Raw genomic sequence first — 22117 nt, 5'->3', positions numbered from 1 at the left:
CCGGCACCACAGGTGCCGGGCCCGTTGGCCTTCCGGACGGCCGGCAAGGGCGGACGGTCCCTGACCTCACCGCCCGGCCGCGGGGTTACGGGTCACAGCAGGGCGGCGAGCCGCTCGGCGAGCAGGTCCCAGCGCCAGCGCTCCTCCACCCAGGCGCGGCCCCGCTCGCCCATCCGACGGCGCAGGTCCGGGTCCTTCAGGAGGGCGACGATCCGGTCGGCCGCGTCGTCCGGCGAATCCCCGCGGACCACCCAGCCCGTCTCCCCGTCGAGCACCGCGTCCGGCGCGCCGCCCGAGTTGCCCGCCACGACCGGCAGTCCGGTCGCCGAGGCCTCCAGGTAGACCATGCCGAGCCCTTCGACGTCGAGGCCGCCCCGGCGCGTTCGGCACGGCATCGCGAAGACGTCGCCCGCGCCGAAGTGGGCGGGCAGTTCCTCCCACTGGACGGGGCCGGTGAAACGGACGGAGTCCGCCACGCCCTGCTCGGCGGCCAGCTTTTCCAGCTCCCGGGCGTACGGGCCGCCGCCGACGATGAGCAGCACCGCATCCGGAACCTCGGCCAGGATCCGCGGCATCGCGCTGATCAGGGTGTCCTGGCCCTTGCGCGGTACGAGCCGGGACACGCACACCACGACGGGGCGGTCGGACAGGCCGAGCCGTTCCCGTACCTCCGGGCCGCCCGACTCCGGGTGGAAGGTCTTCTCGTCGACGCCGGGCGGCAGTTGGACCATGCGTGCCGCGGCCTGCGGGGTGAGGGCGGCGGCGATCCGGGACCGGGTGTACTCGCCCAGAAAGGTGATGGTGTCGGTGCCCTCGCCGATGCGCCGCAGCAGCTGCCGTGCCCCGGGCAGCTGTGCCCAGCCCGCCTCGTGCCCGTGCGTCGTCGCGACCAGCCGCCGAGCGCCGGCCTTGCGCAGGGCGGGCGCCATCAGCCCGAGCGGGGCCGCGGCCCCGAACCACACCGAGCGGCACCCGTGTTCGCGCAGCAGCGCGACCGCGCGGCGGGTCACCCGCGGGGTCGGCAGCAGCATGGTGGTTCGGTCGCGGACCACGGTGAAGGGCTGCTCGGCGTCGAAGGCGGCGGTGGCCTCGATGCCGTCCTGGGTGCGCTTCCAGGTGGAGGCGTAGACGACGACCTGGGCCGGGTCCAGGCGCAGCGCGATGTTGTGCAGAAAGGCCTGGATGCCGCCGGGGCGGGGCGGAAAGTCGTTGGTGACGATCAGGGTCTTGTCCATTGCCGACCGACAGTACCGGGTGCCCTCCGGGCGGCTTCACGGCACCGCCGAAGGGCGCGCCCCTGTCGAAAGCGACGAGGTGGGGTCCCCTGGGGGCACCTCCCAGACGGAGTCTGGCGGAGAAGCGAGAGGGAGAGGAAGAGGGCGCGAGGGACGAGCGACCGCGCGACGAGAAGTGTCGGCAGGGGCTCCGTGCGGCGGGAGGCCGGGCTGCCGCGCGCGCCTGGAGGCGAACGATCGAACCGGCGCTGCCGGGGCGTCCTGCCGGGGCGGCGGGGCGTCCTGCCGGGGCGTCCTGTCGGCGCACCGCGCGGCCTTCGGGCCCCGCGGTGCGCGGCCAGGCAAGATGCAGCGCATGAGCGATTCCCCGGACGCCGATCCCGGACGCGGGCGTCCAGACGGCCACCGGCGGCGCCTGCCGGGGCGACCCGTGGTGGTGTGGACGGCCACCCGAGTCGTACTGCTGCTGTGCGTGTTCAAGGTGCTGGTGCTGCCCGGCCCGGACGTCACCAGCGATGTCACGGTGATCTACCAAGGGTGGTCCGAGGTGCTGCGGACCGGCACCTTCCCGCTGGACGACGTCACGTGGCAGTACCCGCCGGCGGCGGGGCTGGCCATCCTCGCGCCCGGTCTGCTGCCGTTCCTCGACTACCCCTCGGCCTTCTTCCTGCTGGCGTGCGTGGCCGACGCGATCGTCCTGGCCCTGCTGCTGCGCTCGGCCGGCCGGGCACCGGCCACCGGGCACCGGCCTGCCGGGGTGTGGGTCTGGGTCGCCGGTGTGCCACTGCTCGGCCCGACCGCCTACGCCCGCTACGACCTGATGGTGGCGGCGGTGGCCGTGGCCGCGCTGCTCGCCCTGGGGCGCCACCTGCGCGCGGCGGGGGCGCTCGCGGCGTTCGGCGCGCTCCTGAAGGTCTGGCCGGCCCTGCTGCTGATCGGCATCCCGCGCGGCGGCCGCACCCGCGCCTTCTGGTCCGCGGCCGCCGTGACGGCCCTGGTCATCACCGTGCTCTTCACTGTGGCGATGCCGGGCGCACTGGCGTTCCTCACCTTCCAGCGCGGCCGCGGCACCGAGATCGAATCCCTGGGGGCGCTGGTCTTCCATCTCGCGCGGCACACCGGCTGGGACGGCCAGGTGCTGCTGAACTACGGCTCGGTGGAGTTCCTGGGCCCGTACGTCACCGAGGTGAGCCGGCTCGCGCTCGCGCTCACGGTCCTCGCCTTCGGCTGGCTGCTGCTGTGGCGGCTGCGCACGCGGGAGTTCACCGCCGCCACGGCGTACGACGCAGCCTTCACGGCCGTACTGCTGTTCGTCACGACCAGCCGCGTCATCAGCCCCCAGTACATGATCTGGCTCGTCGGCCTCGCGGCGGTGTGCATGAGCAGCCGCGGGAGCCGCCAGGGGCTGCCCGTCGCGCTGGTCCTCGCGGCGACGGCCGTGACGACGCTGGAGTTCCCGATCTGGTTCTCGCATGTGGTGGCGAGCGATCCGCTGGGCATCGCGCTGCTGATGCTGCGCAATGGTCTGCTGGTCGCGGCGACGGTCACGGCCTGCCGCCGGCTGTGGTCCCGGCCCGCCACCACGCGTGGTCAGCGTGCCGGTGCGGCGCACGAATCCGCCGATGCGCCCGGCGCGACGGCCCCCAGCCCCTGACCATGACGCCACGCCCCTGTCACCGCAGCCGGTCTCCGTACGGCGTCAGCCGAGCTCCCGCTGGACGTACCCGCGCCAGAGCGCAGCAAGTTCGCTCGTGCTCACGTGCAAGGTGTCACGCAAGGCCCGGTCCACCGTGCCACGGTCCTTGCCGGAGCCCACGGCGCGGTACAGCGCCGTCAGCCGGTCCTCACCCCACCGTTCCGCGATCATGCGGCAGACCAGCCAGCCGCCTTCGTACGCCCGGGCCAGCCGGTCGCCGTCCCCGCCAAAGCCGAAGTCGGCGTCGGCAGGCAGCTCTCGCGGCACACGGCCCGCTGCCACCTCGCGGGTCAGCGTGGGGGCGATCTGCCGGGCAGTGCGGCCCGTGCCGTGGTAGCCGGCCCAGTCGGCGAAGCCTTCCGACAGCCACAGCGGAGTGGCCGCGGAAGTGTCCCTACGGGTCGCGACATGCGCCGTCTCATGCGTGAGCACGACCCGCTGCCCGAAGGCGCCCAGCACGGCGTACGCCTCCGGGTTGACGATCACCCGGTCCGTCGGCGCGCCGCCGGAGCCGCCCGCCTCCCCCGTGGTCACGGCCGCGATTCCCCGATAGCCGGCCGCCGGCGTGCCCAGCAGCTCCGCCATCGACTCCACCGACTTCGGTACGAGCACCACCACCCGGTGTGCCCAGCCGCCTGGCCAGACCTCGTCGACGGCGGGCACGGCCTCGTCCGCGGTCCGCGCGATCTCCCGCAGCCGACGGGGATCCTGACCGACACCGAGCACCAGGCTGTGGCTGCCGCGCGCGACCGCGACCGGACCCTGCTCCCACAGCTGCCGGGCCTGCCGTCGCCCCCCGTCCGCCGGCAGCGCTTCCGCGGCCACGTACCAGCGGCCGTCCCGCCTGGTGAGGGTCAGCCGCTGCACCGTGGACACCGGCGTGGTGTCGTACCCCGTGAGGCGATACCGGAACCGCACCTGGGCGGCGATGCGCCGGCCGTCGCCGCGCGCGGCATCGAACCCGCCGATCCGGACCAGCTCGTACCGCCAGTCCGCCAGGGGTACGTCCGCAAGGTTGCCGAACACCCGCCGCTGCTCATCGCGATAGCCGTCCGCGGCGGGGTCGACGGCGGCCAGAAAGCCATCGGCGTCCCGGTGCAGCAGCGCGGCGGCCCGCCGGTCCAGCATGCGCTGGATGCCGCGGGCGTCGGAGTCCGGAACGGCCGGAGCGCCGCATCCGGCGAGGGCAGTCGCCAGCACCACCAGCACGGTGAGAAGCGTCGCGAGACGCGAGGCGACACGCGACGCCGCCCACTGCTCTGTCCCGCATCGGCCACTCGCCACGCGCTCGATCGTACGGGCGAACAGTTCCCCTGCGTACGGCCCGGGATGGCCAGGTGAGCGGCCCGGCGGCGCTCAGACCCGCGTCACCGACGAGACCGGCATCATGCCGACCGGGTCATAACGCACCCGGGCGCCGGGGTACGGGGCGTGCACGACCTGGCCGTTGCCGACGTACATCCCCACATGGCTGGCGTCGTCGCGGTAGACGACGAGGTCGCCCGGCCGGGCCTGGCTCAGCGGCACCTGGCGCCCGGCGTACCGCTGCGCCTGCGAGGTCCGCGGGATGGCCACCCCGGCCTGGGCGTACGACCACTGGGTCAGCCCCGAGCAGTCGAAGCCGCTCGGCCCTGCCTGCCCCCAGACGTACGGGCGGCCGACGGCCCCCCTGGCGGCCGCCACGGCCGCGGCGGCGCGGGGCGAGGACGGCCCGAGGCCCTGCCACCCGCCACCCAGGTCCAGCCGGCCGACGGCGCGCGACGCACGCCCGTACGCCGCCCGCTCCGCCGGGGAGAGCGCGTCCAGCATCCGCTGCGCGCGGGCCAGCCGGCGCTCCACCGTCTTCTTGTAGCGGGCCACCTCGGCGCGGCTGCGCTGGAGTTCGGCGAGCATGCCGGCGGACTCCTGGCGCTGCTGACGCAGCGAGCGCTGGGCTTCCTGCAGGGCGCGCAGCTGTCCGGCCTCGTTGTCGCTGATGCGGTCGAGGGTGGCCGCCCTGTCGAGGTAGCCGTCCGGGTCGGAGGAGAGGATGAGAGCGAGGGCGGGGTCGATGCCGCCGGAGCGGTACTGGGCCCCCGCGAGGACGGCGAGTCCGTCCCGCATCCGGTTGACCCGTTCCTGGCTGCGGGCCAAGCGGTCCTGGACGCGCTCGAGTTCCTTGCGCAGCCGGTCGGTGTGCTCGTCCGCCGCGTCGAACCGTTCGATGGCCTGCTCCGCCTGCTCGTACAGCTGGTCCACACGGGACCGCACATCGGCGGCGCTGTCGCCCGGTTCGGCCGCCACGGGTGCGGCGGACAGGGCCGCGGCGGCCGCGGCGGCCGACACGACGGTCGTCCGGGACGTACGGGTGGTCCGGTCCAGGCCGGACTGCGAAGAACGGCGATGGGATGCCACGTTCGACGGCGCTCCTACTCGTGAGCCGGTCCGCGCTTCCGGCTTCCTGCCGTCCGCGCAAACGGACATGGGCGCCAGGGCGGAACCGCGCTGACAGACGGGCGGACGCTAGCAGCTCGCCGGACGGCCGGCGGCGCGCCGATGCCGGGGTACGACAGCGCCCCGCCGGTGACGTCGCAGGTCACCGGCGGGGCGTGAAGTCAGGCGCGAGGTGTCGGATTCGCCCGATCGGGCGGGTGCCGACGGGGTGTCAGATCCGCACTCCGAACATGAACGGCATGTTGTTGATGGACTCGTAGCGCACCGTGGTGCCGGTCCGCGGGGCGTGCAGGACCTGCCCGTTGCCGGCGTAGAGGCCGACGTGGTGCAGGTCGCTGTAGAAGATCACCAGGTCGCCCGGCTTGAGGTCGTTGATGCCGAGGTGCGTACCGGCATTGGCCTGCGCCTGCGAGGTCCGCGGGATGGAGACGCCGGCCTGGTTGTACGCCCACGAGGTGAGGCCGGAGCAGTCGAAGGAGCTGGGACCGGTCGCGCCCCAGACGTACGGCGAACCGATCTTGCTCTGGGCGGCCGACAGGGCGGCGGCGGCGCGGCCCGAGGCGGAGGAGTCGTTGCCCAGACTGGCTCGCTGTTGGGCGCGGTTGGCGCGCGCCCGCTCCTCGGCGGCGAGGCGGGCCCGCTCCTCGGCGGTCAGGGAGTTGAGGAGGGCCTGTGCCTTGCGGAGCTTGGCCTGGACCTCGTCCTTCTTCTCACCCAGCGCCTTGCGGGTCTGGGAGAGCTCGGAGAGCTTGTCCTTGGCATCTTCGCGCTGCTGCTGCAGGGTGCGCTGCTTGTCGGCGATGCGCTGAAGGGCGTCGGCCTGCTTGGTGCTCAGCTGGTCGAGGGTGGACGCCTTGTCGAGGTAGTCGTCCGGGTTGGAGGAGAGCAGCAGCTGCACGGACGGGTCGATGCCGCCGGAGCGGTACTGGGCCGTGGCCATCGCACCCAGGCCGTCGCGGAGCTGGTTCAGCTCGTCCTGACCGCGCGCCACCTTGTCCTGCAGGTCGCCGATCTGCTTGTCGAGCCGGTCCTGCTTCTCCTTGATGCCGTTGTACTGCTCGGTCGCGTGCTCGGCCTCTTCGTAGAGCTTGTCGACCTTCGCCTTGACCTCGTTCTTGCTCGGCCCGGGGGCCGCCTGTGCGGCTTGGGAGGTCAGGGCGACGGCTGCGGCGGCGGTAGCGGTGAGCACGCTCACGCGAGCGCGGCTCGGCTGCTTGGGTCGACGGTGGGACGCCACGGGGGCGATCTCCTTCTTCCTCCAGCCGCCTACCGGGAGGTGGGGGTTGCAAAACCCCGGCTCCGCCGTCGGGCTCCCCCTGCTCGACATACGGATTCGGCGGTACCTCCGCTGTCGCCCCGGATGGACGATCAACCGCGCGGAGGTTCGAGGCCAGACCTTAGTGACCTTCTTGTGATCGGTTCAAATCCTGATCGGAAAAAACTTCCGCGCGCCATGTTTTCTTTACTTTCGTCACACAGGCAGTAATGGCGGCTTGACGCTGTGAAACGCCAATTCGGGCAATTCACGCAGGAGTTGATCAGGTACGCGAAAGCCGTTTCAGCAACAGAGCGGACGCGACCGGGCGGGCACCGGCACGCGCCACCCCGTCCGCCACCTCACGGTCACTGGAGACCACCACAACCGGCCGGCCGGTCGGCTCGGCCCGCACCAGCTGCCGGATCAACTCATCGGCGGTTTGCCCCGGTTTGCTGAACAGCACCCGGACTCCGCGCGGCGGCGCGAGCAGTACCGGCGCCGCCAGCTCCGCCCCGTCGAAGACACACGTCATCTCGGCGCCCGTCTGAGCCGCCAGCACCGCCAGCCCGCCGAGCAGCCGCAGCCGCTGCTTCTCCAGCGGCAGCGTCGGATAGCCGGTCTTGGTGACGTTGTAGCCGTCCACCACCAGATGCGCCTGCGGCAGCGCCAGCAGCTGGTCCAGCAGCGCCGGATCGCTCTCCGACAGCGCCCGGGCGGCGATGTCCTTCGGTGTCATCCGCCCCGGCTCCACCGCCTCCACCATGTCGGCCGGATGCATCGAGGCGGGTGGCAGGGCCAGTTCGCGCCGCAGCCCCTGCGCCGCGTCCAGCACCGTGTCCAGCAGCAGACGCAGCCGCATGTCCTCCACGCTGCGCCCCTCGCGCACGGCCCGGCGGCTCGCCTCGAGCGCCGACTCCGCCTCCGACAACCGGGCCTTGAGCCGGCGCAGCTCGCCCTCGGCAGCCGCCTTCTCGGCAGCGGCGGCGGACCGTACGGCCTCCAGCTCGGCGGCGGCCTTCCGCAGCGCCGCCTCGCCCCGCCGTACATCGCTCACGGCGCTGCGCAGCTTGCGCTGCAAACCGTCCGATTCCTTGCGAGCCGCGTCCAGTTCCGCGCGCATCCGATCTGCCTCGGCCCGGGCCGCGTTGCGGGCCTCCGCCAGCTCCTCGCGCAGCCGCCGCAGCTCGCGCGCCGCATCCTCGCCCGCCTTCTCGGCGTGCGCCCGCTGCGCCTCCTCGCCGGCGGCCGCGACCAGCTTGACCCAGCCGGGCGGCCGCAGCACATAGGCGGCCGCGGCCACGTCCAGCGGGTCCGCGGCGGCCGGGATGGAGCCCGACTCCAGAGCCTCGGCCAGCTCGGACTGCGTCTCCCGCAGCCGCTCGCCGACCCGCTGCCGGAACAGGGCGTGGCTCTCCAGCGCGGCCGCCATGGCATTGCCGGCGAACTTGGCCCGGCGGGTCGGGGTGAAACGGGCGTACTGCCTCAGCTGAGGCGGGAGTTCCGCGACCGTGAGCGTGCCGAAGGCGTCCGCGACGACCGCGACGACCCGGCGCCGGACTCCCTCCGGCAGCGGGCGGTCGAGCACCTCGTCGGCCGCCGCGCGGCCGTCATCGGCCTCGCCGGCGCCGTTCGTCCGCTCCACCACCTGTCACCGCTCCGTTCTCAGGCGTTCGCGCCCGGGCGGTCCACCAGTTCGATCTGGTCGACTGCGTTGCACCAGCGGCAGCGCACCGACTCGATGGTCTCACTGATCACCTCGCGCTCCTCGACCTTCGGCTCCCCGGCCAGGTCGAGGTGCACGTACTCGACCGCCTTGGTCGAGCGGGTCACATCGAAACGCGTGAGGTTGCCGCACAGAGTGCAGCGCCACCGGGTCTCGGCTGTCGGCTGGGGAACGCCCATCGGTTCCGCCCTCGTCTTCCTCGTCGTCCGCCTGTGCTGCCGCGTTTCTGGTAACCCTACGACCTGGCCACTCGCAGGCGCGGGGGCCGGGCAACCAACGGCGGCACGGCGAGGCACTCTGGGCAGGTCCGTCCCGTTACGACATGCTCTGGACATGATCCGGAAGCCGCTGGCGACGACCAAGGAGACGGCCCGCGGAGGGCCCGTGGTGACGTACAGCCTCATGGGCCTGTGCTGCCTGGTATTCGTTCTCGGGCCCACCTCCGGGCTCAGTCCCGCCTACGGCACGGGCGAGGACCTGCTTGCCGCCCAGGCCGCCTACTTCGAGCGCTGGGGCGTGATCCCCAGCGATCTGCTGACGGGGCGGCCGGGCGCCCTGGTCACCCCGCTGACCGCGCTCTTCGTACACGGCAGCTGGCTGCATCTGCTCGGCAACATGCTGTTTCTGCACGTCTTCGGCGGCATGACCGAGGCGCGGATGGGACGGGCCGCCTACGCCCTGTTCTACCTGGTCACCGGCTATCTGGCGCTGGTCGGATACGCGGTGGCGCACGCCGGCTCCACCCAGACGCTGGTGGGGGCCTCCGGGGCGATCTCGGGGGTGCTGGGCGCCTTCCTGCGCTTGTTTCCGAGCGCCCGGGTGACCAGCCTGTTCCCGTTTCTGTTCTTCCTGCCGCTGCGGTTTCCCGCCTGGGCGGTGCTGATCTTCTGGTTCGCCCTGCAGTGGCTGGCGGCCCGGACCGCCACCACCCAGCCGGGCGTGGCCTACCTCGCCCACCTTGTGGGCTTCTGCCTCGGCTTCCTCTTGGCCTCGGGGCGCTACCGGGGTGGGGCTAGAGTGAGCAGCGCAGCCAGGGCGAGCGAGGGAGACAGCCAGCCGTGATCACCGCAGTCGTGCTCATCAAGACCAGCGTGGACCGCATCCCGGAGATCGCCGAGTCGATCGCCGCCCTGGAGGGGGTCAGCGAGGTCTACTCGGTCACCGGTACGTATGACCTGGTGGCCATGGTGCGGGTGGCGCGGCATGACGACCTGGCGGATGTCATCCCGGGGCGGATCAGCAAGATCCCGGGTGTGACCGCCACGGACACGCACGTGGCCTTCCGTACGTACTCGCAGCACGACCTCGAGGCGGCGTTCGCGATCGGCCTCGACGCGTAGCGTCCCCTGGCCTTCGGCATGGGGCACCCCACCAGCGCGGCACCCTCACCCCGGCGCTGCCCGCCGGGGCTTTGCCGCGCCTACGGCACGGGGTTTTCCGCCCACCCGCCCCATAAATGGGGCGAGTGGGAAGACCTGACACATACCCCGCCCTCCCAGGGCGGCCGGTAATCCCCGCGCATCCGCCCGCCCGCCAATGAAGGGCGGCGTGCCCCGGGCGCGCACCGTCCGGGGCACACCGCCCGAGCCGTTCGGGGCGCTAGCCGCGGGCGGGAACACACCGCCCCTCCTCCGTCCGGTACGTCCACTTCGCCCCGTCCCGGACCAACTCCCTCACCGCCCCGAGGAACCGCTCCACGTGCTCGTCCGGCGTACCCGCGCCGAAGCTGACCCGGATGGCGTTCAGCGACCTCTCCCCCGGCTCCGCATCGGGAGCCCCGCACTCGCCCGGCTCCTGGGGCTCATTGCCCACCAGGGTCCGTACGAGCGGGTGGGCGCAGAACAGACCGTCGCGCACCCCGATGCCGTACTCCGCGGACAGCGCGGCCGCGAAGTGCGAGCTGGAACGGCGCGTACAGCTTGTGCCCGGAGAAGGCCACCCAGTCGACGTCCAACTCCGCGATGTTCACCGGGTGGTGAGGGGCGAGCTGGGCGGCGTCGAGGACGATGCGGGCGCCGTGCGCATGGGCGACGGCAGCCAGTTCGCGCACCGGCCACAGCTCACCGGTGACATTCGACGCGCCCGTCACGCACACCAGCGCGGTCCCGCCCGGTTTATGGCCGGCCAGGGCCCGTTCCAGCGTCCGCACCGCCTCCTGCGGGGAGCGCGGCGCATTGAGGTAGCTGACGTCGGCGTCCCGCCACGGCAGGAGCGAGGCGTGGTGCTCGGTCTCGAAGACGAAGACCTGCGTACCCTGAGGCAGCGCTCCGGCCAGCAGATTGAGGGAGTCGGTGGTGGAGCGGGTGAAGACGGCCTGGTCCCCCTCGCGGCAGCCGAGGAACTCGGCGACTGCGGCGCGGCTGTTCTCGAACAGGTCGGTGGACAGCTGCGAGAGATATCCGGCGCCCCGGTGCACACTTCCGTAGTACGGGGCGTACGCGGCGACATCGTCCCACACCCGCTGCAGCGCGGGGGCACTGGCGGCGTAGTCGAGGGCCGCGTACGTCACCTCGCCACCGGTCACGAGTGGCACAAGAACATCCCATCCAAGAACGGGCAATGGGGAACAAATCGACTGGTCGGCGACGGCGGTGGGGACAACCATGGCGAACTCCCGTGAAAACGCAGGCGAGGAGCACCGCGGCAGCGCAGGTGTGAGGAGCTAAAACAGCCGGGCAACGCAGCAGATGGCCGTGCCAGGGCGGTGAGCGGGGCAAACCCTGGCTGACGCGGCACTAGGTGTTACTGGCTTCGACCCACCGCTCCAGCACCCGCCGCGCCGCACCGGAGTCGATCGACTCCGCGGCCCGCTCCATGGCGGCCGCGATCTGCTCCACCAGCGGCGCGTCCGTGGGCCCCAGAGCCACCAGCGCCGCCGCCGAGTTGAGCAGCACCGCGTCCCGTACGGGCCCCTTCTCCCCGCCGAACAGCCGACGGGCGACATCGGCGTTGTACGAGGCGTCCGCCCCGCGCAGAGCCTCGACCGGCACCAGCTCGATCCCCACCTCCCGCGGGTCGAAGGCCTCCTGACGCACGGTCCCGTCGCGGACCACCCACACCTGCGAGGTGGCGGTCGTCGTCAGCTCATCAAGGCCGTCGTCGCCGCGGAACACCAGCGCCGAAGTGCCACGCTCGGCAAGCACACCGGCCACGATCGGCGCCATCCGGGCATCGGCGACACCAGTGGCCTGGGCCCGTACCCGCGCCGGGTTGGTCAGCGGACCCAGGATGTTGAACGTGGTACGGATGCCCAGTTCGCGCCGAGCGGCGGCCACATGGCGCAACGAGGGGTGGAACTTCACCGCGAAGCAGAAGGTGATGCCGGCCTCCTCGGCCACCTCCACCACCCGCTGCGGCGACAGTTCCAGATTGACCCCGAGCTTCTCCAGCACATCCGAGGCACCGCTCGCCGAGGAGGCGGCGCGGTTTCCGTGCTTGACGACCTTGGCACCCGTACCGGCCACGACGACCGACGACATGGTGGAGATGTTGACGGTCTTCGCGCGGTCGCCCCCGGTGCCGACGATGTCGACGCTCGGGCCGGGCACGTCGATCAGATGCGCGTGCGCGTACATGGTCCGTACGAGCCCGGAGACCTCGTCCACCGTCTCGCCCTTGGCGCGCAGCGCGACCGCGAAGCCTGCGATCTGCGCGTCGGTCGCCTCCCCCCGCATGATCCGGTCCATGGCCCAGGCCGTGTCGTCGGCGCTCAGGTCCTGGCCCTCGAGCAGCGTACTCAGCACGTCCGGCCAGGAGGGGGCACCCCCGGACGGAGTCTGAGGAAGGTCCGCCACGCTGTCGCGCCCCCTGGCTTCGCCGGGGGTGCCCCCACCTGCCGGGGTCACAACGTTCATGGTCCGCTCCTGGATCCGTGGGTGTCTGGGCAGGTCCAGCCTATCCGGGCCGGGGAGCGGCAAAGAGCCCCGTCCAGCGGATGGACGGGGCTCTTGCCGTGGCGATTCACGGGTTGGAGATCAGTGGTGGCCGTGGCCGCTGGTGATCTCCCGGTACTCCTCGGCGCTCGGCTTGGGGATCTGGTTGTCCCTGCCGTAGAAGGCCTCCGAGAGCTTCGCCCGCAGCTTCTGCGTGAGCGGGATCTTGCGCTCCACACCGTTCTTGTCGACGGCGGGCCCGATCTCGAGCGGCCTGGGCTGCTCGTGCTGGGTGAGCACGTACAGCTGGTCCTGCGAGAGCGGCTCGTGCACCTCGATGAACTCGCCGTGCGGCAGGCGCTTGATGATGCCGGTCTCGCGACCGTGCAGCACCTTGTCCCGGTCGCGACGCTGCAGCCCGAGGCAGATCCGCTTGGTGATCAGGAACACCAGCACCGGGATCGCGAAGAAGCCGATCCGGACGAACCAGGTCACCGCGTTGATCGACAGGTGGAAGTGGGTGGCGAAGATGTCGTTGCCGCCACCGATCAGCATCACGAAGTACGCGGCGACCCAGGCGGCACCAATACCGGTGCGGACCGGGGTGTTGCGCGGGCGGTCCAGGATGTGGTGCTCGCGCTTGTCGCCGGTGACCCAGGACTCGATGAACGGGTACACCGCGATGGCGATCAGCATCAGCGGGAACAGCAGGATCGGAACCAGCACACCCAGGTTGAGGGTGTAGTGGTGGCCGAAGTTGATCTCCCAGCCCGGCATCGCACGGACCAGGCCCTCGGCGAAGCCCATGTACCAGTCGGGCTGCGCACCCGTGGAGACCTGGTCGGGGCGGTACGGCCCCATGGCCCAGATCGCGTTGATGGAGAAGGTGCCGGCGATCAGCGCGATGATGCCGAAGACCAGGAAGAAGAAGCCTCCCGCCTTGGCCATGTAGACCGGCAGCAGCGGCATGCCGACGACGTTCTTCTCCGTCTTGCCGGGCCCGGGGAACTGCGTGTGCTTGTGGTAGAAGACCAGGATGAGGTGCGCCACCAGCAGGCCCAGCATGATGCCGGGCAGCAGCAGGATGTGGATCGTGAAGAACCGCGGAATGATGTCCGTGCCCGGGAACTCGCCTCCGAAGATGAAGAACTGGAGGTAGGTGCCGACCAGCGGGGTCGCCAGGATGACGCCCTCGATGAAGCGGACACCGGTGCCGGAGAGCAGGTCGTCCGGCAGCGAGTAGCCGGTGAAGCCGGTGAACATACCGAGCACGAACAGCAGGAAGCCGAAGACCCAGTTGATCTCACGCGGCTTGCGGAAGGCGCCCGTGAAGAACACGCGCATCATGTGCAGGAACATCGCCGCGAGGAAGATCACCGCGGCCCAGTGGTGGATCTGCCGGATGAGCAGACCGCCACGGACGTCGAAGCTGATGTCCAGCGTCGAGGCGTACGCCTCGGTCATCCGGATGCCGTGCATCGGGATGTAAGAGCCGTGGTACTCGACCTCGGCCATGCTGGGCACGAAGAACAGCGTCAGATACACACCCGTGAGGATGATGATGATGAAGCTGTAGAGGGCGACCTCGCCCAGCATGAAGGACCAGTGGTCCGGGAAGATCTTGCGCATGTTGGTCTTGGCCAGGCTGTAGATGCCCAGCCGGCCGTCGGTCCAGTCGGCAATCCGCTCGCCCTTGGAGGCCGGGCGCCGCGTGGCCTGTGCGCTCGTCGAAGTACTCATCCGCGCTCCCAGAAGCTCGGGCCGACGGGCTCCTCGAAGTCGCCGAGCGCCTCGAGGTAGCCGTCCTTGTTCACGCCGATCCGCAGCTGCGGCAGTGCGTGACCTGCCGGGCCGAAGATCACTCGACCGCCGTCGGACAGGTCGAAGGTGGACTGGTGGCACGGGCACAGCACGTGGTGCGTCTGCTGCTCGTACAGGCTGATCGGGCAGCCGACGTGGGTGCAGATCTTGGAGTACGCGACGATGCCGTCGTGCGACCAGTCGAGCTCGCGCTTGTCCTTGATGTCCTCCGGCTGCAGCCGGACGATCATCAGCGCCGCCTTGGCGATCTCGACGTTGAAGTCCTCGGCGTCGTCCTCCAGGCCCTCCGGCTTGGCGAAGGTCAGGGAGCCGACGGTGACGTCCTCAGGACGCAGCGGCTCATTGGTGTTCTGGTTGACCAGCAGCTTGCCCTTGCCCCACAGCGTGTGGCGGAGCTTGTCCTCCGGCAGCGGGCCGAGGTCGCGCAGCAGCACCACACCGGACAGCGGGACCATGGCCAGCGCACCGAGCATGGTGTTGCGGATCAGCTTGCGCCGGCCGATGCCGGACTCCTCGGCGCCCTGCTTGAAGTCGGCCATGACCTTGGCCTTGACCTCGGGCGGGGCCTCGATGGGGTGCCGGTCGTCGGCGATTTCCACGTCCGACATCAGGGTGCGGGCCCAGTGGACCGCGCCCGCGCCGATGCAGAAGAGCGCAATGCCGAGGGTGGCGCCCAGAGCGAGGTTGAGGGCGCTGATGTGACCGAGCGGCCACACGAACACGATCTCGTCGATCGGGAAGACCACGTACGAGGCGATGAAGGCGATCGTCGCCAGCATGGACGTGGTGAAGAGCAGCGCGACCGTGCGCTCGGAGCGCTTGGCGGCCCGCTCGTCGATGTCCTGCTTACGGTGCGCGTGAGGCGGCAGCCCCGGGTCGGCGAACGGGTTCTCCGCGACGGCTACCGCGCCTTCGTGAGCCGCCTGCTCACTTGGCAGGTGTTCTTCGGGCACGTTGTTGTGGGATCCAGTCTGACTCATGACTTCTTGGCCTTTGCGGTCCGGGCGGCGACCCAGATGGCGGCGGCGACGCACAGGCCGAGGCCGAAGATCCAGCCGAACAGGCCCTCACTGACCGGGCCGAGCCCGCCCAGGTTGAAGCCGCCGGGGCTCGCCGAGCTGCCGCTGTTGACCGTCTCCAGGTAGGCGACGATGTCCTTCTTGTCCTTCTCCGGCATCACGGTGTCCGGGAAGGAAGGCATGTTCTGGGGGCCGGTCTGCATGGCCTCGTAGATGTGCTTCGGCTCGACGCCCTCGAGCGACGGGGCGTACTTGCCGCCGGTGAGGGCACCGCCCTTGCCGGTGAAGTTGTGGCACTGCGCGCAGTTCGTACGGAAGAGTTCTCCGCCGTTCGCGATGTTCGCACCCTCGGGGCTGTACTCGTCCTTGGCCGGCTTCGCCGGGCCCGGGCCCAGGGAGGCGATGTACGCGGCCAGCTGGTCGATCTCGGCCTGCGTGTAGATCCTCTTCTTCTTCGGCACCTGGGCGCCCGGCTGCTGGGCCGGCATACGGCCGGTGCCCACCTGGAAGTCCACGGCGGCGGCGCCCACGCCCACCAGGCTCGGGCCGTCGGAGGTGCCCTGACCGCCGGTGCCGTGGCAGCTGGAGCAGCCTACGGAGTAGAGCTTCTTGCCCTCCTCGATGGAGAGGGATTGCGCGGCATCATCGGCCTGTGCCTTGTCCGCGGGCGCGAACGCGGCGTACAGCCCCCCGGTGACCGCCAGCGCGAAGAGTAGGACGACAAGCGCCGCCAGCGGATGGCGCCGTCGTGCGGAGAGCTTTTTCACGGATTACCCCGGTGTCAGGATCTTCTGCGTCGATGCTTCTGGCTGCTGTGTCTGTCGGTAATGCGGGTCTCGTTCAGCGACCGATTACTTGATCATGTAGATCGTGGCGAAGAGGCCGATCCAGACGACATCGACGAAGTGCCAGTAGTAGGACACGACGATGGCGGCCGTGGCCTGTTCGTGGGTGAACCTCCTGGCCGCGTACGTCCTGCCCAGGACCAGCAGGAAGGCGATGAGACCGCCCGTCACGTGCAGGCCGTGGAAGCCGGTGGTCAGGTAGAACACCGAGCCGTACGGGTCGGAGGAGAGCGAGATGCCCTCGTGCTTGACCAGCTCGGTGTACTCGAAGATCTGGCCGCCGATGAAGATCGCACCCATGATGAAGGTGATCACGAACCATCCGCGCAGCTTCTTCACGTCACCGCGCTCAGCGGCGAACACGCCCAGCTGGCAGGTGAGGGAGGAGAGCACCAGGATGGTGGTGTTGGTCGCGGAGAACGGGAAGTTCAGCGCGGAAGCCATTTCCTTCCAGTGCGCCTCACCGGTCACCGACCGCAGGGTGAAGTACATCGCGAAGAGGGCCGCGAAGAACATCAGCTCGGAACTCAGCCAGATGATGGTACCGACGCTGGTGAGGTTCGGCCGATTGACCGACGGGTGCGCGTGCCCGATTTCTACTGTCGTTGCTGTCGCCACGACCGACATTATGTCGGTCGCTTATCCCGCCCTCACTCCGGGGGGTGCCAATCGGTGTGTCAAGGACGTGTGCCCTGCTCAAACGGTGCTGAAGGCAGTCCCTCGAAGGAGGGAAGCGTATCTTCCGGAGCGCCCTGCCGGGCCCGCGCCGACCAGTCCTGACGAGCCGTCGGCCGGATCTTGAATCGTTGCAACCCTCTTCCCCGGAGCCGCTTGCGGAGTAGCATCCTTGCCTACCTTCGGTGGGGAGATCCCATGCACGCTCCCACCCAGTGCTGTGCTCATTGAGAAGCGTGGAGGAACGATGCAGCCGACTGCCACGGTGCTGGTCTACAGCGACGACGCGGGCACCCGGGAGCAGGTACGGCTGGCGGCCGGGCGCCGCCCCGCCGCCGATCTGCCGCCCGTCGAGTTCGTGGAGTGCGCCACGCTTCCGGCGGTCCTCAGCACCCTGGAGCAAGGCGGGATCGATGTGTGCGTACTCGACGGCGAGGCGGTGCCCGCCGGCGGGATGGGCGTGTGCCGGCAGATCAAGGACGAGATCTTCCAGTGCCCGCCGGTGCTGGTGCTCATCGGCCGGCCCCAGGACGCGTGGCTTGCGTCCTGGAGCCGGGCCGATGCCGCGGTGACGCTGCCGGTGGACCCGGTGGAGCTGGCGACCGCCCTGGCCGGGCTGCTGCGCGCCCGGCTCTCGCTGAACGCCTGAACCGCCGCACGTCTCCGGCAGGGACCGCTCACACCCGGGGCCGCAGCCGGGCCGAGTCGCCGGAAGTGCCGCTGTCCCCGGGCTTGGCCGTGATCTGGACGAGGCTGCCCTTGCGCCACTCGTCCCAGGACATGTTCCAGTCGCCGAAGCCGTTGTCGAAGGCGGTCATCATCTCGCCGTTGCTGTTGACGACCTGGACGATGTCGCCCAGCCGCACATTGTCGTACAGCCACTTGGCGTTGTCGGTGCTCATGCCCGTGCAGCCGTGGCTGGTGTTGGCGGAGCCCTGAGAGCCGACCGACCAGGGGGCGGCGTGGACGTACTCGCCGCTCCAGGTGACGCGGGTCGCCCAGTGGACCTGCAGGTCGTAGAAGTCCGAGGCGCCGATGCTGGCGCTGGTCATGCGGACGAGGGGTTCCTTGGCCAGGACGACCTTGATGCCGTTGCGGGTCTCGTAGCCCGGCTTGCCGGTGGTGATGGGGATCGTACGGAGGACCTTGCCGTTGCGTTTGACGGTCATGGTGTGCGACCCGGCGTCCGTGATGGCCTCGAACCGGTCGCCGATTTTCAGCTGCAGGGGTTCGGCGGCGCCCCCGTGCAGGCCGTTGCCAAGGCTCACGCCGTCCAGGTTGCTGCTCGCACGGATCGTGGTGTGAGCGGGCCAGTAGTCGCGGGGGCGGTAGTGGAGGGTCTTGTCGTCCACCCAGTGCCAGGCGCCCTCGGTTCGGGGCTGGGATTCGACCTTCAGCCCGTGTTCGACGGCGTCGCGCGCCTTGTCGTCCTTGACGGGGTGGCTGAGCTTGGCGGTGATCGGCTGTCCCACGCCGTACGTACCGGCGTCGGGGCCGAAGGTGATGCGTATCAGCTTGCCTGCGGAGGCGGTGTCGAACTCGACCGTCTTGCGGCCGGGAGAACCGTCCTCGTTCTCGGTGCTGACGCGGAGGGTGTAGTGGGCGCCTGCGGCGAGCGGCGATGTGCTGCGCCAGCGGGAGCCGTCGGCGGCCAGTTCGCCGCGTATGTAGCGTCCGGCGGCGTCGGTGACGGTCACATCGGTTATTCGGCCGTCATGACCCTTGGCGGATATCTCGAGCGGCTTGTCGGGATCTATTTTGCCGCCTGTCGACGCCCCGTCGAAGACGACCTGCCCGGCGGCGTCGTAGGGCTTGGCGGACAGCGGGTGCGACCCGGAGTCGCAGGCGGAGACGAACACCGCAACGGGTGCCGCCACCAGCAAGGCACAGCTCAGCACGGTTCGTATTCGAGGCGTGTGACTCATGGTCACAAGGTAGGAAAAACTACGCGAAATGGCGCGCTGGATTCGTACAAATGGGTCGGGTCCGGCAACCGAGGTTTACCGGACCCGACCCACGCTGCGGTGCCACGACGCGCTACTGGTTGGCGTTCTCGCCGTGGTAGTACTCGAACACCCAGCCGAACAGACCCACGAGGATCACAGGCAGGGAGAAGTACAGCAGCCACCAGCCGAAGATCACGCCCATGAAGGCGAGCGCGCCACCGATGGCCAGCGAGAGCGGCTGCCAGCTGTGCGGGCTGAAGAAGCCCAGCTCGCCGGCGTCGTCGGCGACGTCCGCGTCCTTGTTGTCCTGCGCACCGGTGTCCACCCGGCGAGCGGTGAACGCCAGGTAGTAGCCGATCATGATGCTCAGGCCGAAGGCGAGGAACAGCGCCGTGGTGCCGACCGGCTCATGCGACCACACGCCATACACGATGGCAATGGCCAGGATGAAGACGGCCAGCCAGATGAACATGCGTCCCTGGATCTTCACTTGCCGGCCTCCTTGCCAGCCAGCTCCTTCTCACCTGCGTGGAACTGGAGCTCGTCGAGCGCGGCGATCTCGGGGTGGTGCAGGTCGAACGCCGGGGATTCGGAGCGGATCCGCGGCAGCGTGAGGAAGTTGTGCCGCGGCGGCGGGCAGGACGTCGCCCATTCGAGCGAACGGCCGTAGCCCCAGGGGTCGTCCACCTCGACCTTCTTGCCGTACTTGGCGGTCTTCCAGACGTTGTAGAAGAACGGCAGGACCGACAGGCCGAGCAGGAAGGAGCCGATCGTCGAGACGGTGTTGAGCGCGGTGAAACCGTCGGCGGCGAGGTAGTCGGCGTAACGGCGGGGCATGCCCTCGGCGCCCAGCCAGTGCTGGACGAGGAAGGTGGTGTGGAAGCCGACGAAGAGCGTCCAGAAGGTGATCTTGCCGAGCCGCTCGTCGAGCATCTTGCCCGTCCACTTGGGCCACCAGAAGTGGAAGCCGGCGAACATCGCGAAGACGACGGTTCCGAAGACCACGTAGTGGAAGTGGGCGACCACGAAGTACGAGTCCGAGACGTGGAAGTCCAGCGGCGGCGCGGCCAGGATGACACCGGTCAGACCACCGAAGAGGAAGGTGACCAGGAAGCCGATGGACCAGAGCATCGGCGTCTCGAAGCTCAGCGAGCCCTTCCACATCGTGCCGATCCAGTTGAAGAACTTCACACCGGTCGGGACCGCGATCAGGAAGGTCATGAAGGAGAAGAACGGCAGCAGCACACCGCCCGTGACATACATGTGGTGCGCCCACACCGTCACCGACAGACCGGCGATCGAAATCGTCGCGGCGACCAGACCGATGTAACCGAACATCGGCTTACGGCTGAAGACCGGGACGATCTCGGAAACGATGCCGAAGAACGGCAGCGCGATGATGTACACCTCGGGATGGCCGAAGAACCAGAAGAGGTGCTGCCACAGCAGCGCCCCGCCGTTGGCCGGGTCGAAGATGTGCGCCCCGAACTTGCGGTCCGCCTCCAGTGCCAGCAGCGCGGCCGCCAGCACAGGGAACGCGATGAGCACGAGCACACCGGTGAGCAGCACGTTCCAGCAGAAGATCGGCATCCGGAACATCGTCATGCCCGGAGCGCGCATGCAGATGATCGTGGTGATGAAGTTGACCGAGCCGAGGATCGTGCCGAAGCCGGAGAACGCCAGACCCATGATCCACATGTCGGCGCCCACACCCGGCGAGCGGACCGCGTCCGACAGCGGCGTGTACGCGAACCAGCCGAAGTCGGCCGCGCCCTGCGGGGTGAGGAAGCCGGCCACCGCGATCAGCGAGCCGAACAGGTAGAGCCAGTAGGCGAACATGTTCAGCCGCGGGAACGCCACATCGGGCGCGCCGATCTGCAGCGGCATGATCCAGTTCGCGAAACCGGCGAACAGCGGCGTCGCGAACATCAGCAGCATGATCGTGCCGTGCATCGTGAACGCCTGGTTGAACTGCTCGTTCGACATGATCTGCGAGCCGGGACGAGCGAGTTCGGCGCGCATCAGGAGCGCCATCACGCCGCCGATCAGGAAGAACGCGAACGACGTGGTGAGGTAGAGCGTGCCGATCGTCTTGTGGTCGGTGGTCGTCAGCCACTTCACCACGACATTGCCCGGCTGCTTACGGCGCACCGGCAGCTCGTCCTCGTACGAGGCAGTGTCGGCACCCTGGGGTTCGTTGAGGATGCTCATTCCTTGTTCGTCTCCGCATTCTTGGCGGCTTCCGTCTGCGGGATGCCCGACGGGATGTAGCCGGTCTGGCCCTTCTTCGCCAGGTCCTTCAGATGGGCCTGGTACGCCTCCGGGGAGACGACCTTGACGTTGAAGAGCATCCGGGAGTGGTCAACGCCGCACAGCTCGGCGCACTTGCCCCGGAAGGTGCCCTCCTTGTTCGGAGTCGCCTCGAAGACGTTGGTGTGGCCCGGAATGACGTCCATCTTGAAGAGGAACGGCAGCACCCAGAAGGAGTGGATGACGTCACGCGAGGTCAGGATGAACCGGACCTTCTCGCCCTTCGGCAGCCACAGGGTGGGGCCGGGGCTGGGATTGCCGGGCGTCTTCTCGCCCGGGGTGCCCGTCTCGTAGACGCCCTCGGCGCCGGTCGGAACGCCCTTCAGGGCCCGGTCCGCGATGCTCGAGAGCTCCTTGGGCAGCTTGCCCGGCGTAGCCGGCTTGCCGTCCACGTCCTCGACGTAGTTGAAGCCCCAGCTCCACTGGTAGCCGACCACGTTGACGACATGGTCCGGCTTCTTGGAGATCTTGAGGAGCTCGCTCTCGTCACGGGCGGTGAAGTAGAAGAGCACCGAGACGATGATGATCGGGACCACGGTGTAGAGGGCCTCGATCGGCATGTTGTACCGCGTCTGAGCGGGGATCTCGACCCTGGTCCTGGACCGCCGGTGGAAGAACACGCTCCACAGGATCAGGCCCCACACCAGCACGCCCGTGGCGAGCGCAGCCGCCCAGGAGCCCTGCCACAGGGAAAGGATCCGCGGCGCCTCGTCCGTAACGGGGCTTGGCATACCGAGGCGGGGGAAGTCCTTGTATGTGCAACCGGTGGCGGTCGCAAGGACCAGGCCCGCGGCCAGCGCCTGCGGCAGCTTCCGCCGCATCGGGCGCCGCGACGAGCGGTCGGAGCCGTTGGGACTCACGTAGCGCCTTCCCGAGAGTCTCGCCCGCACGGCCGGCTGCGGCCGTCTCGCTGGTCGGTCGCCGGCCCTGGCGCGGGCAGGGGTTTGGATGTTTATGCGGACCAAACCCTACTGGACGCTTTTTGGGGCTGCGCGGGGAGGGTGCCCAACGCGCCGCGCCGCACCCCGAAGGGGTGGAATCGCGGGCTCCGCGACCCATCTGACGTGCCATCTCGCCTCCGGCGGGGTTGGGGGACGAGGGACGTCGGCCGGCGGACTGCCCGCCGGCGGGCGTCCCACCACCGGTGGCCTTCCGCCCCCACCGTCGAACTTGCCCCGGCCAAGCGGCCGGTGGCGCGGGTCTCTCACCCTACCCGCCCATAAATAGGCGGTTACGTGGGGAAATGCCCGGGGCGCAGCGCCCCGGCGGCCACAGTGGGCCGTG

The 22117-nt window shown here is 69.8% G+C and carries 19 protein-coding genes and 1 pseudogene; 4 read left to right on the top strand and 16 right to left on the bottom strand.

All coding sequences use genetic code 11. The features are described 5' to 3' along the window. Positions 1–92 precede the first annotated feature (92 nt). Positions 93–1235: a glycosyltransferase family 4 protein gene (locus ACY34J_RS17130; RefSeq protein ID WP_462727381.1), complete on the bottom strand. Its 1143-nt coding sequence runs from the start codon at positions 1233–1235 to the stop codon at positions 93–95. A gap of 355 nt (positions 1236–1590) precedes the next feature. Between ACY34J_RS17130 and ACY34J_RS17125 the strand changes: the two genes are divergently transcribed. Next, complete coding sequence (locus tag ACY34J_RS17125) at positions 1591–2889, top strand: glycosyltransferase 87 family protein (protein ID WP_462727382.1); 1299 nt, start codon at positions 1591–1593, stop codon at positions 2887–2889. Positions 2890–2934: 45 nt separating this feature from the next. On the opposite strand, the gene ACY34J_RS17120 is transcribed toward ACY34J_RS17125, so the two are convergent. From ACY34J_RS17120 to ACY34J_RS17100, 5 genes are all read right to left on the bottom strand, one after another. Beyond that, a complete protein-coding gene (locus tag ACY34J_RS17120; protein WP_462727383.1) occupies positions 2935–4215 on the bottom strand; it encodes a hypothetical protein in 1281 nt (426 codons plus the stop codon). Between the two features lie 72 nt (positions 4216–4287). Beyond that, a complete protein-coding gene (locus ACY34J_RS17115; RefSeq protein ID WP_462727384.1) occupies positions 4288–5325 on the bottom strand; it encodes a C40 family peptidase in 1038 nt (345 codons plus the stop codon). Positions 5326–5575: 250 nt separating this feature from the next. Continuing rightward, complete coding sequence (locus ACY34J_RS17110) at positions 5576–6601, bottom strand: C40 family peptidase (protein WP_462727385.1); 1026 nt, start codon at positions 6599–6601, stop codon at positions 5576–5578. Between the two features lie 301 nt (positions 6602–6902). Then, positions 6903–8267: an NYN domain-containing protein gene (locus tag ACY34J_RS17105; RefSeq protein WP_462727386.1), complete on the bottom strand. Its 1365-nt coding sequence runs from the start codon at positions 8265–8267 to the stop codon at positions 6903–6905. A gap of 17 nt (positions 8268–8284) precedes the next feature. Continuing rightward, complete coding sequence (locus ACY34J_RS17100; protein ID WP_462727387.1) at positions 8285–8524, bottom strand: hypothetical protein; 240 nt, start codon at positions 8522–8524, stop codon at positions 8285–8287. A gap of 154 nt (positions 8525–8678) precedes the next feature. Here ACY34J_RS17100 and ACY34J_RS17095 point away from each other — a divergent pair, with 154 nt between their 5' ends. Further along, positions 8679–9407, top strand: coding sequence for a rhomboid family intramembrane serine protease (locus ACY34J_RS17095; protein WP_462727388.1), 729 nt, complete (start codon positions 8679–8681; stop codon positions 9405–9407). Next, positions 9404–9685, top strand: coding sequence for an Lrp/AsnC family transcriptional regulator (locus tag ACY34J_RS17090; RefSeq protein ID WP_462727389.1), 282 nt, complete (start codon positions 9404–9406; stop codon positions 9683–9685). Before ACY34J_RS17095 ends, ACY34J_RS17090 begins: the two co-directional genes overlap by 4 nt. A 259-nt stretch (positions 9686–9944) precedes the next feature. Here ACY34J_RS17090 and ACY34J_RS17085 read toward each other — a convergent pair. The 6 genes and pseudogenes from ACY34J_RS17085 to ctaE form a co-directional block, all read right to left on the bottom strand. Next, a pseudogene (locus tag ACY34J_RS17085) lies at positions 9945–10950 on the bottom strand (aminotransferase class V-fold PLP-dependent enzyme). A 130-nt stretch (positions 10951–11080) separates the two neighbouring features. Continuing rightward, positions 11081–12199 (bottom strand): anthranilate phosphoribosyltransferase, encoded by a 1119-nt coding sequence (gene trpD, locus ACY34J_RS17080; RefSeq protein ID WP_462727390.1) that lies wholly within the window; start codon positions 12197–12199, stop codon positions 11081–11083. 120 nt (positions 12200–12319) lie between these two features. Next, positions 12320–13957, bottom strand: a complete 1638-nt coding sequence (qcrB, locus tag ACY34J_RS17075) for a cytochrome bc1 complex cytochrome b subunit (protein WP_462727391.1) — start codon at positions 13955–13957, stop codon at positions 12320–12322. Further along, positions 13954–15018 carry a cytochrome bc1 complex Rieske iron-sulfur subunit gene (qcrA, locus tag ACY34J_RS17070; protein WP_462727392.1) on the bottom strand — a complete coding sequence of 355 codons (1065 nt, stop codon included), beginning with the start codon at positions 15016–15018 and terminating at the stop codon, positions 13954–13956. Before qcrA ends, qcrB begins: the two co-directional genes overlap by 4 nt. Further along, positions 15015–15824 carry a cytochrome bc1 complex diheme cytochrome c subunit gene (gene qcrC / locus ACY34J_RS17065; RefSeq protein ID WP_462727393.1) on the bottom strand — a complete coding sequence of 270 codons (810 nt, stop codon included), beginning with the start codon at positions 15822–15824 and terminating at the stop codon, positions 15015–15017. The genes qcrA and qcrC overlap by 4 nt, the downstream gene beginning before the upstream one ends. 84 nt (positions 15825–15908) lie before the next feature. Then, positions 15909–16529 carry an aa3-type cytochrome oxidase subunit III gene (ctaE, locus tag ACY34J_RS17060; RefSeq protein WP_462727394.1) on the bottom strand — a complete coding sequence of 207 codons (621 nt, stop codon included), beginning with the start codon at positions 16527–16529 and terminating at the stop codon, positions 15909–15911. A 295-nt stretch (positions 16530–16824) separates the two neighbouring features. On the opposite strand from ctaE, the gene ACY34J_RS17055 reads away from it, so the two are divergent. Further along, positions 16825–17226 carry a hypothetical protein gene (locus ACY34J_RS17055; protein WP_462727395.1) on the top strand — a complete coding sequence of 134 codons (402 nt, stop codon included), beginning with the start codon at positions 16825–16827 and terminating at the stop codon, positions 17224–17226. Between the two features lie 28 nt (positions 17227–17254). Here ACY34J_RS17055 and ACY34J_RS17050 read toward each other — a convergent pair whose 3' ends face one another. The 4 genes from ACY34J_RS17050 to ctaC form a co-directional block, all read right to left on the bottom strand. Further along, positions 17255–18502: a L,D-transpeptidase gene (locus ACY34J_RS17050; RefSeq protein ID WP_462727396.1), complete on the bottom strand. Its 1248-nt coding sequence runs from the start codon at positions 18500–18502 to the stop codon at positions 17255–17257. A gap of 112 nt (positions 18503–18614) precedes the next feature. Next, positions 18615–19013, bottom strand: a complete 399-nt coding sequence (locus ACY34J_RS17045; RefSeq protein ID WP_462727397.1) for a cytochrome c oxidase subunit 4 — start codon at positions 19011–19013, stop codon at positions 18615–18617. After that, on the bottom strand, positions 19010–20734 hold the full coding sequence (gene ctaD / locus ACY34J_RS17040; protein WP_462727398.1) for an aa3-type cytochrome oxidase subunit I: 1725 nt from the start codon (positions 20732–20734) through the stop codon (positions 19010–19012). Before ctaD ends, ACY34J_RS17045 begins: the two co-directional genes overlap by 4 nt. After that, positions 20731–21693: an aa3-type cytochrome oxidase subunit II gene (gene ctaC, locus ACY34J_RS17035; protein WP_462727399.1), complete on the bottom strand. Its 963-nt coding sequence runs from the start codon at positions 21691–21693 to the stop codon at positions 20731–20733. The genes ctaD and ctaC overlap by 4 nt, the downstream gene beginning before the upstream one ends. Positions 21694–22117: the final 424 nt, after the last annotated feature.

The organism is Streptomyces sp. HSS9-12, assembly GCF_054963655.1.
The sequence above is the reverse complement of the archived record's forward strand: the minus strand, read 5'-3'. Positions and strand labels throughout refer to the sequence as shown.

Excerpts from the sequence above, each read along its gene's own strand:
- ACY34J_RS17130 (WP_462727381.1), bottom strand. The coding sequence starts at position 1,235 with ATGGACAAGACCCTGATCGTCACCAACGACTTTCCGCCCCGCCCCGGC.
- ACY34J_RS17125 (WP_462727382.1), top strand. The coding sequence starts at position 1,591 with ATGAGCGATTCCCCGGACGCCGATCCCGGACGCGGGCGTCCAGACGGC.
- ACY34J_RS17100 (WP_462727387.1), bottom strand. The coding sequence starts at position 8,524 with ATGGGCGTTCCCCAGCCGACAGCCGAGACCCGGTGGCGCTGCACTCTG.
- ACY34J_RS17095 (WP_462727388.1), top strand. The coding sequence starts at position 8,679 with ATGATCCGGAAGCCGCTGGCGACGACCAAGGAGACGGCCCGCGGAGGG.
- trpD (WP_462727390.1), bottom strand. The coding sequence starts at position 12,199 with ATGAACGTTGTGACCCCGGCAGGTGGGGGCACCCCCGGCGAAGCCAGG.
- qcrB (WP_462727391.1), bottom strand. The coding sequence starts at position 13,957 with ATGAGTACTTCGACGAGCGCACAGGCCACGCGGCGCCCGGCCTCCAAG.
- qcrA (WP_462727392.1), bottom strand. The coding sequence starts at position 15,018 with ATGAGTCAGACTGGATCCCACAACAACGTGCCCGAAGAACACCTGCCA.
- ctaE (WP_462727394.1), bottom strand. The coding sequence starts at position 16,529 with ATGTCGGTCGTGGCGACAGCAACGACAGTAGAAATCGGGCACGCGCAC.
- ACY34J_RS17055 (WP_462727395.1), top strand. The coding sequence starts at position 16,825 with ATGCAGCCGACTGCCACGGTGCTGGTCTACAGCGACGACGCGGGCACC.
- ACY34J_RS17050 (WP_462727396.1), bottom strand. The coding sequence starts at position 18,502 with ATGAGTCACACGCCTCGAATACGAACCGTGCTGAGCTGTGCCTTGCTG.
- ctaD (WP_462727398.1), bottom strand. The coding sequence starts at position 20,734 with ATGAGCATCCTCAACGAACCCCAGGGTGCCGACACTGCCTCGTACGAG.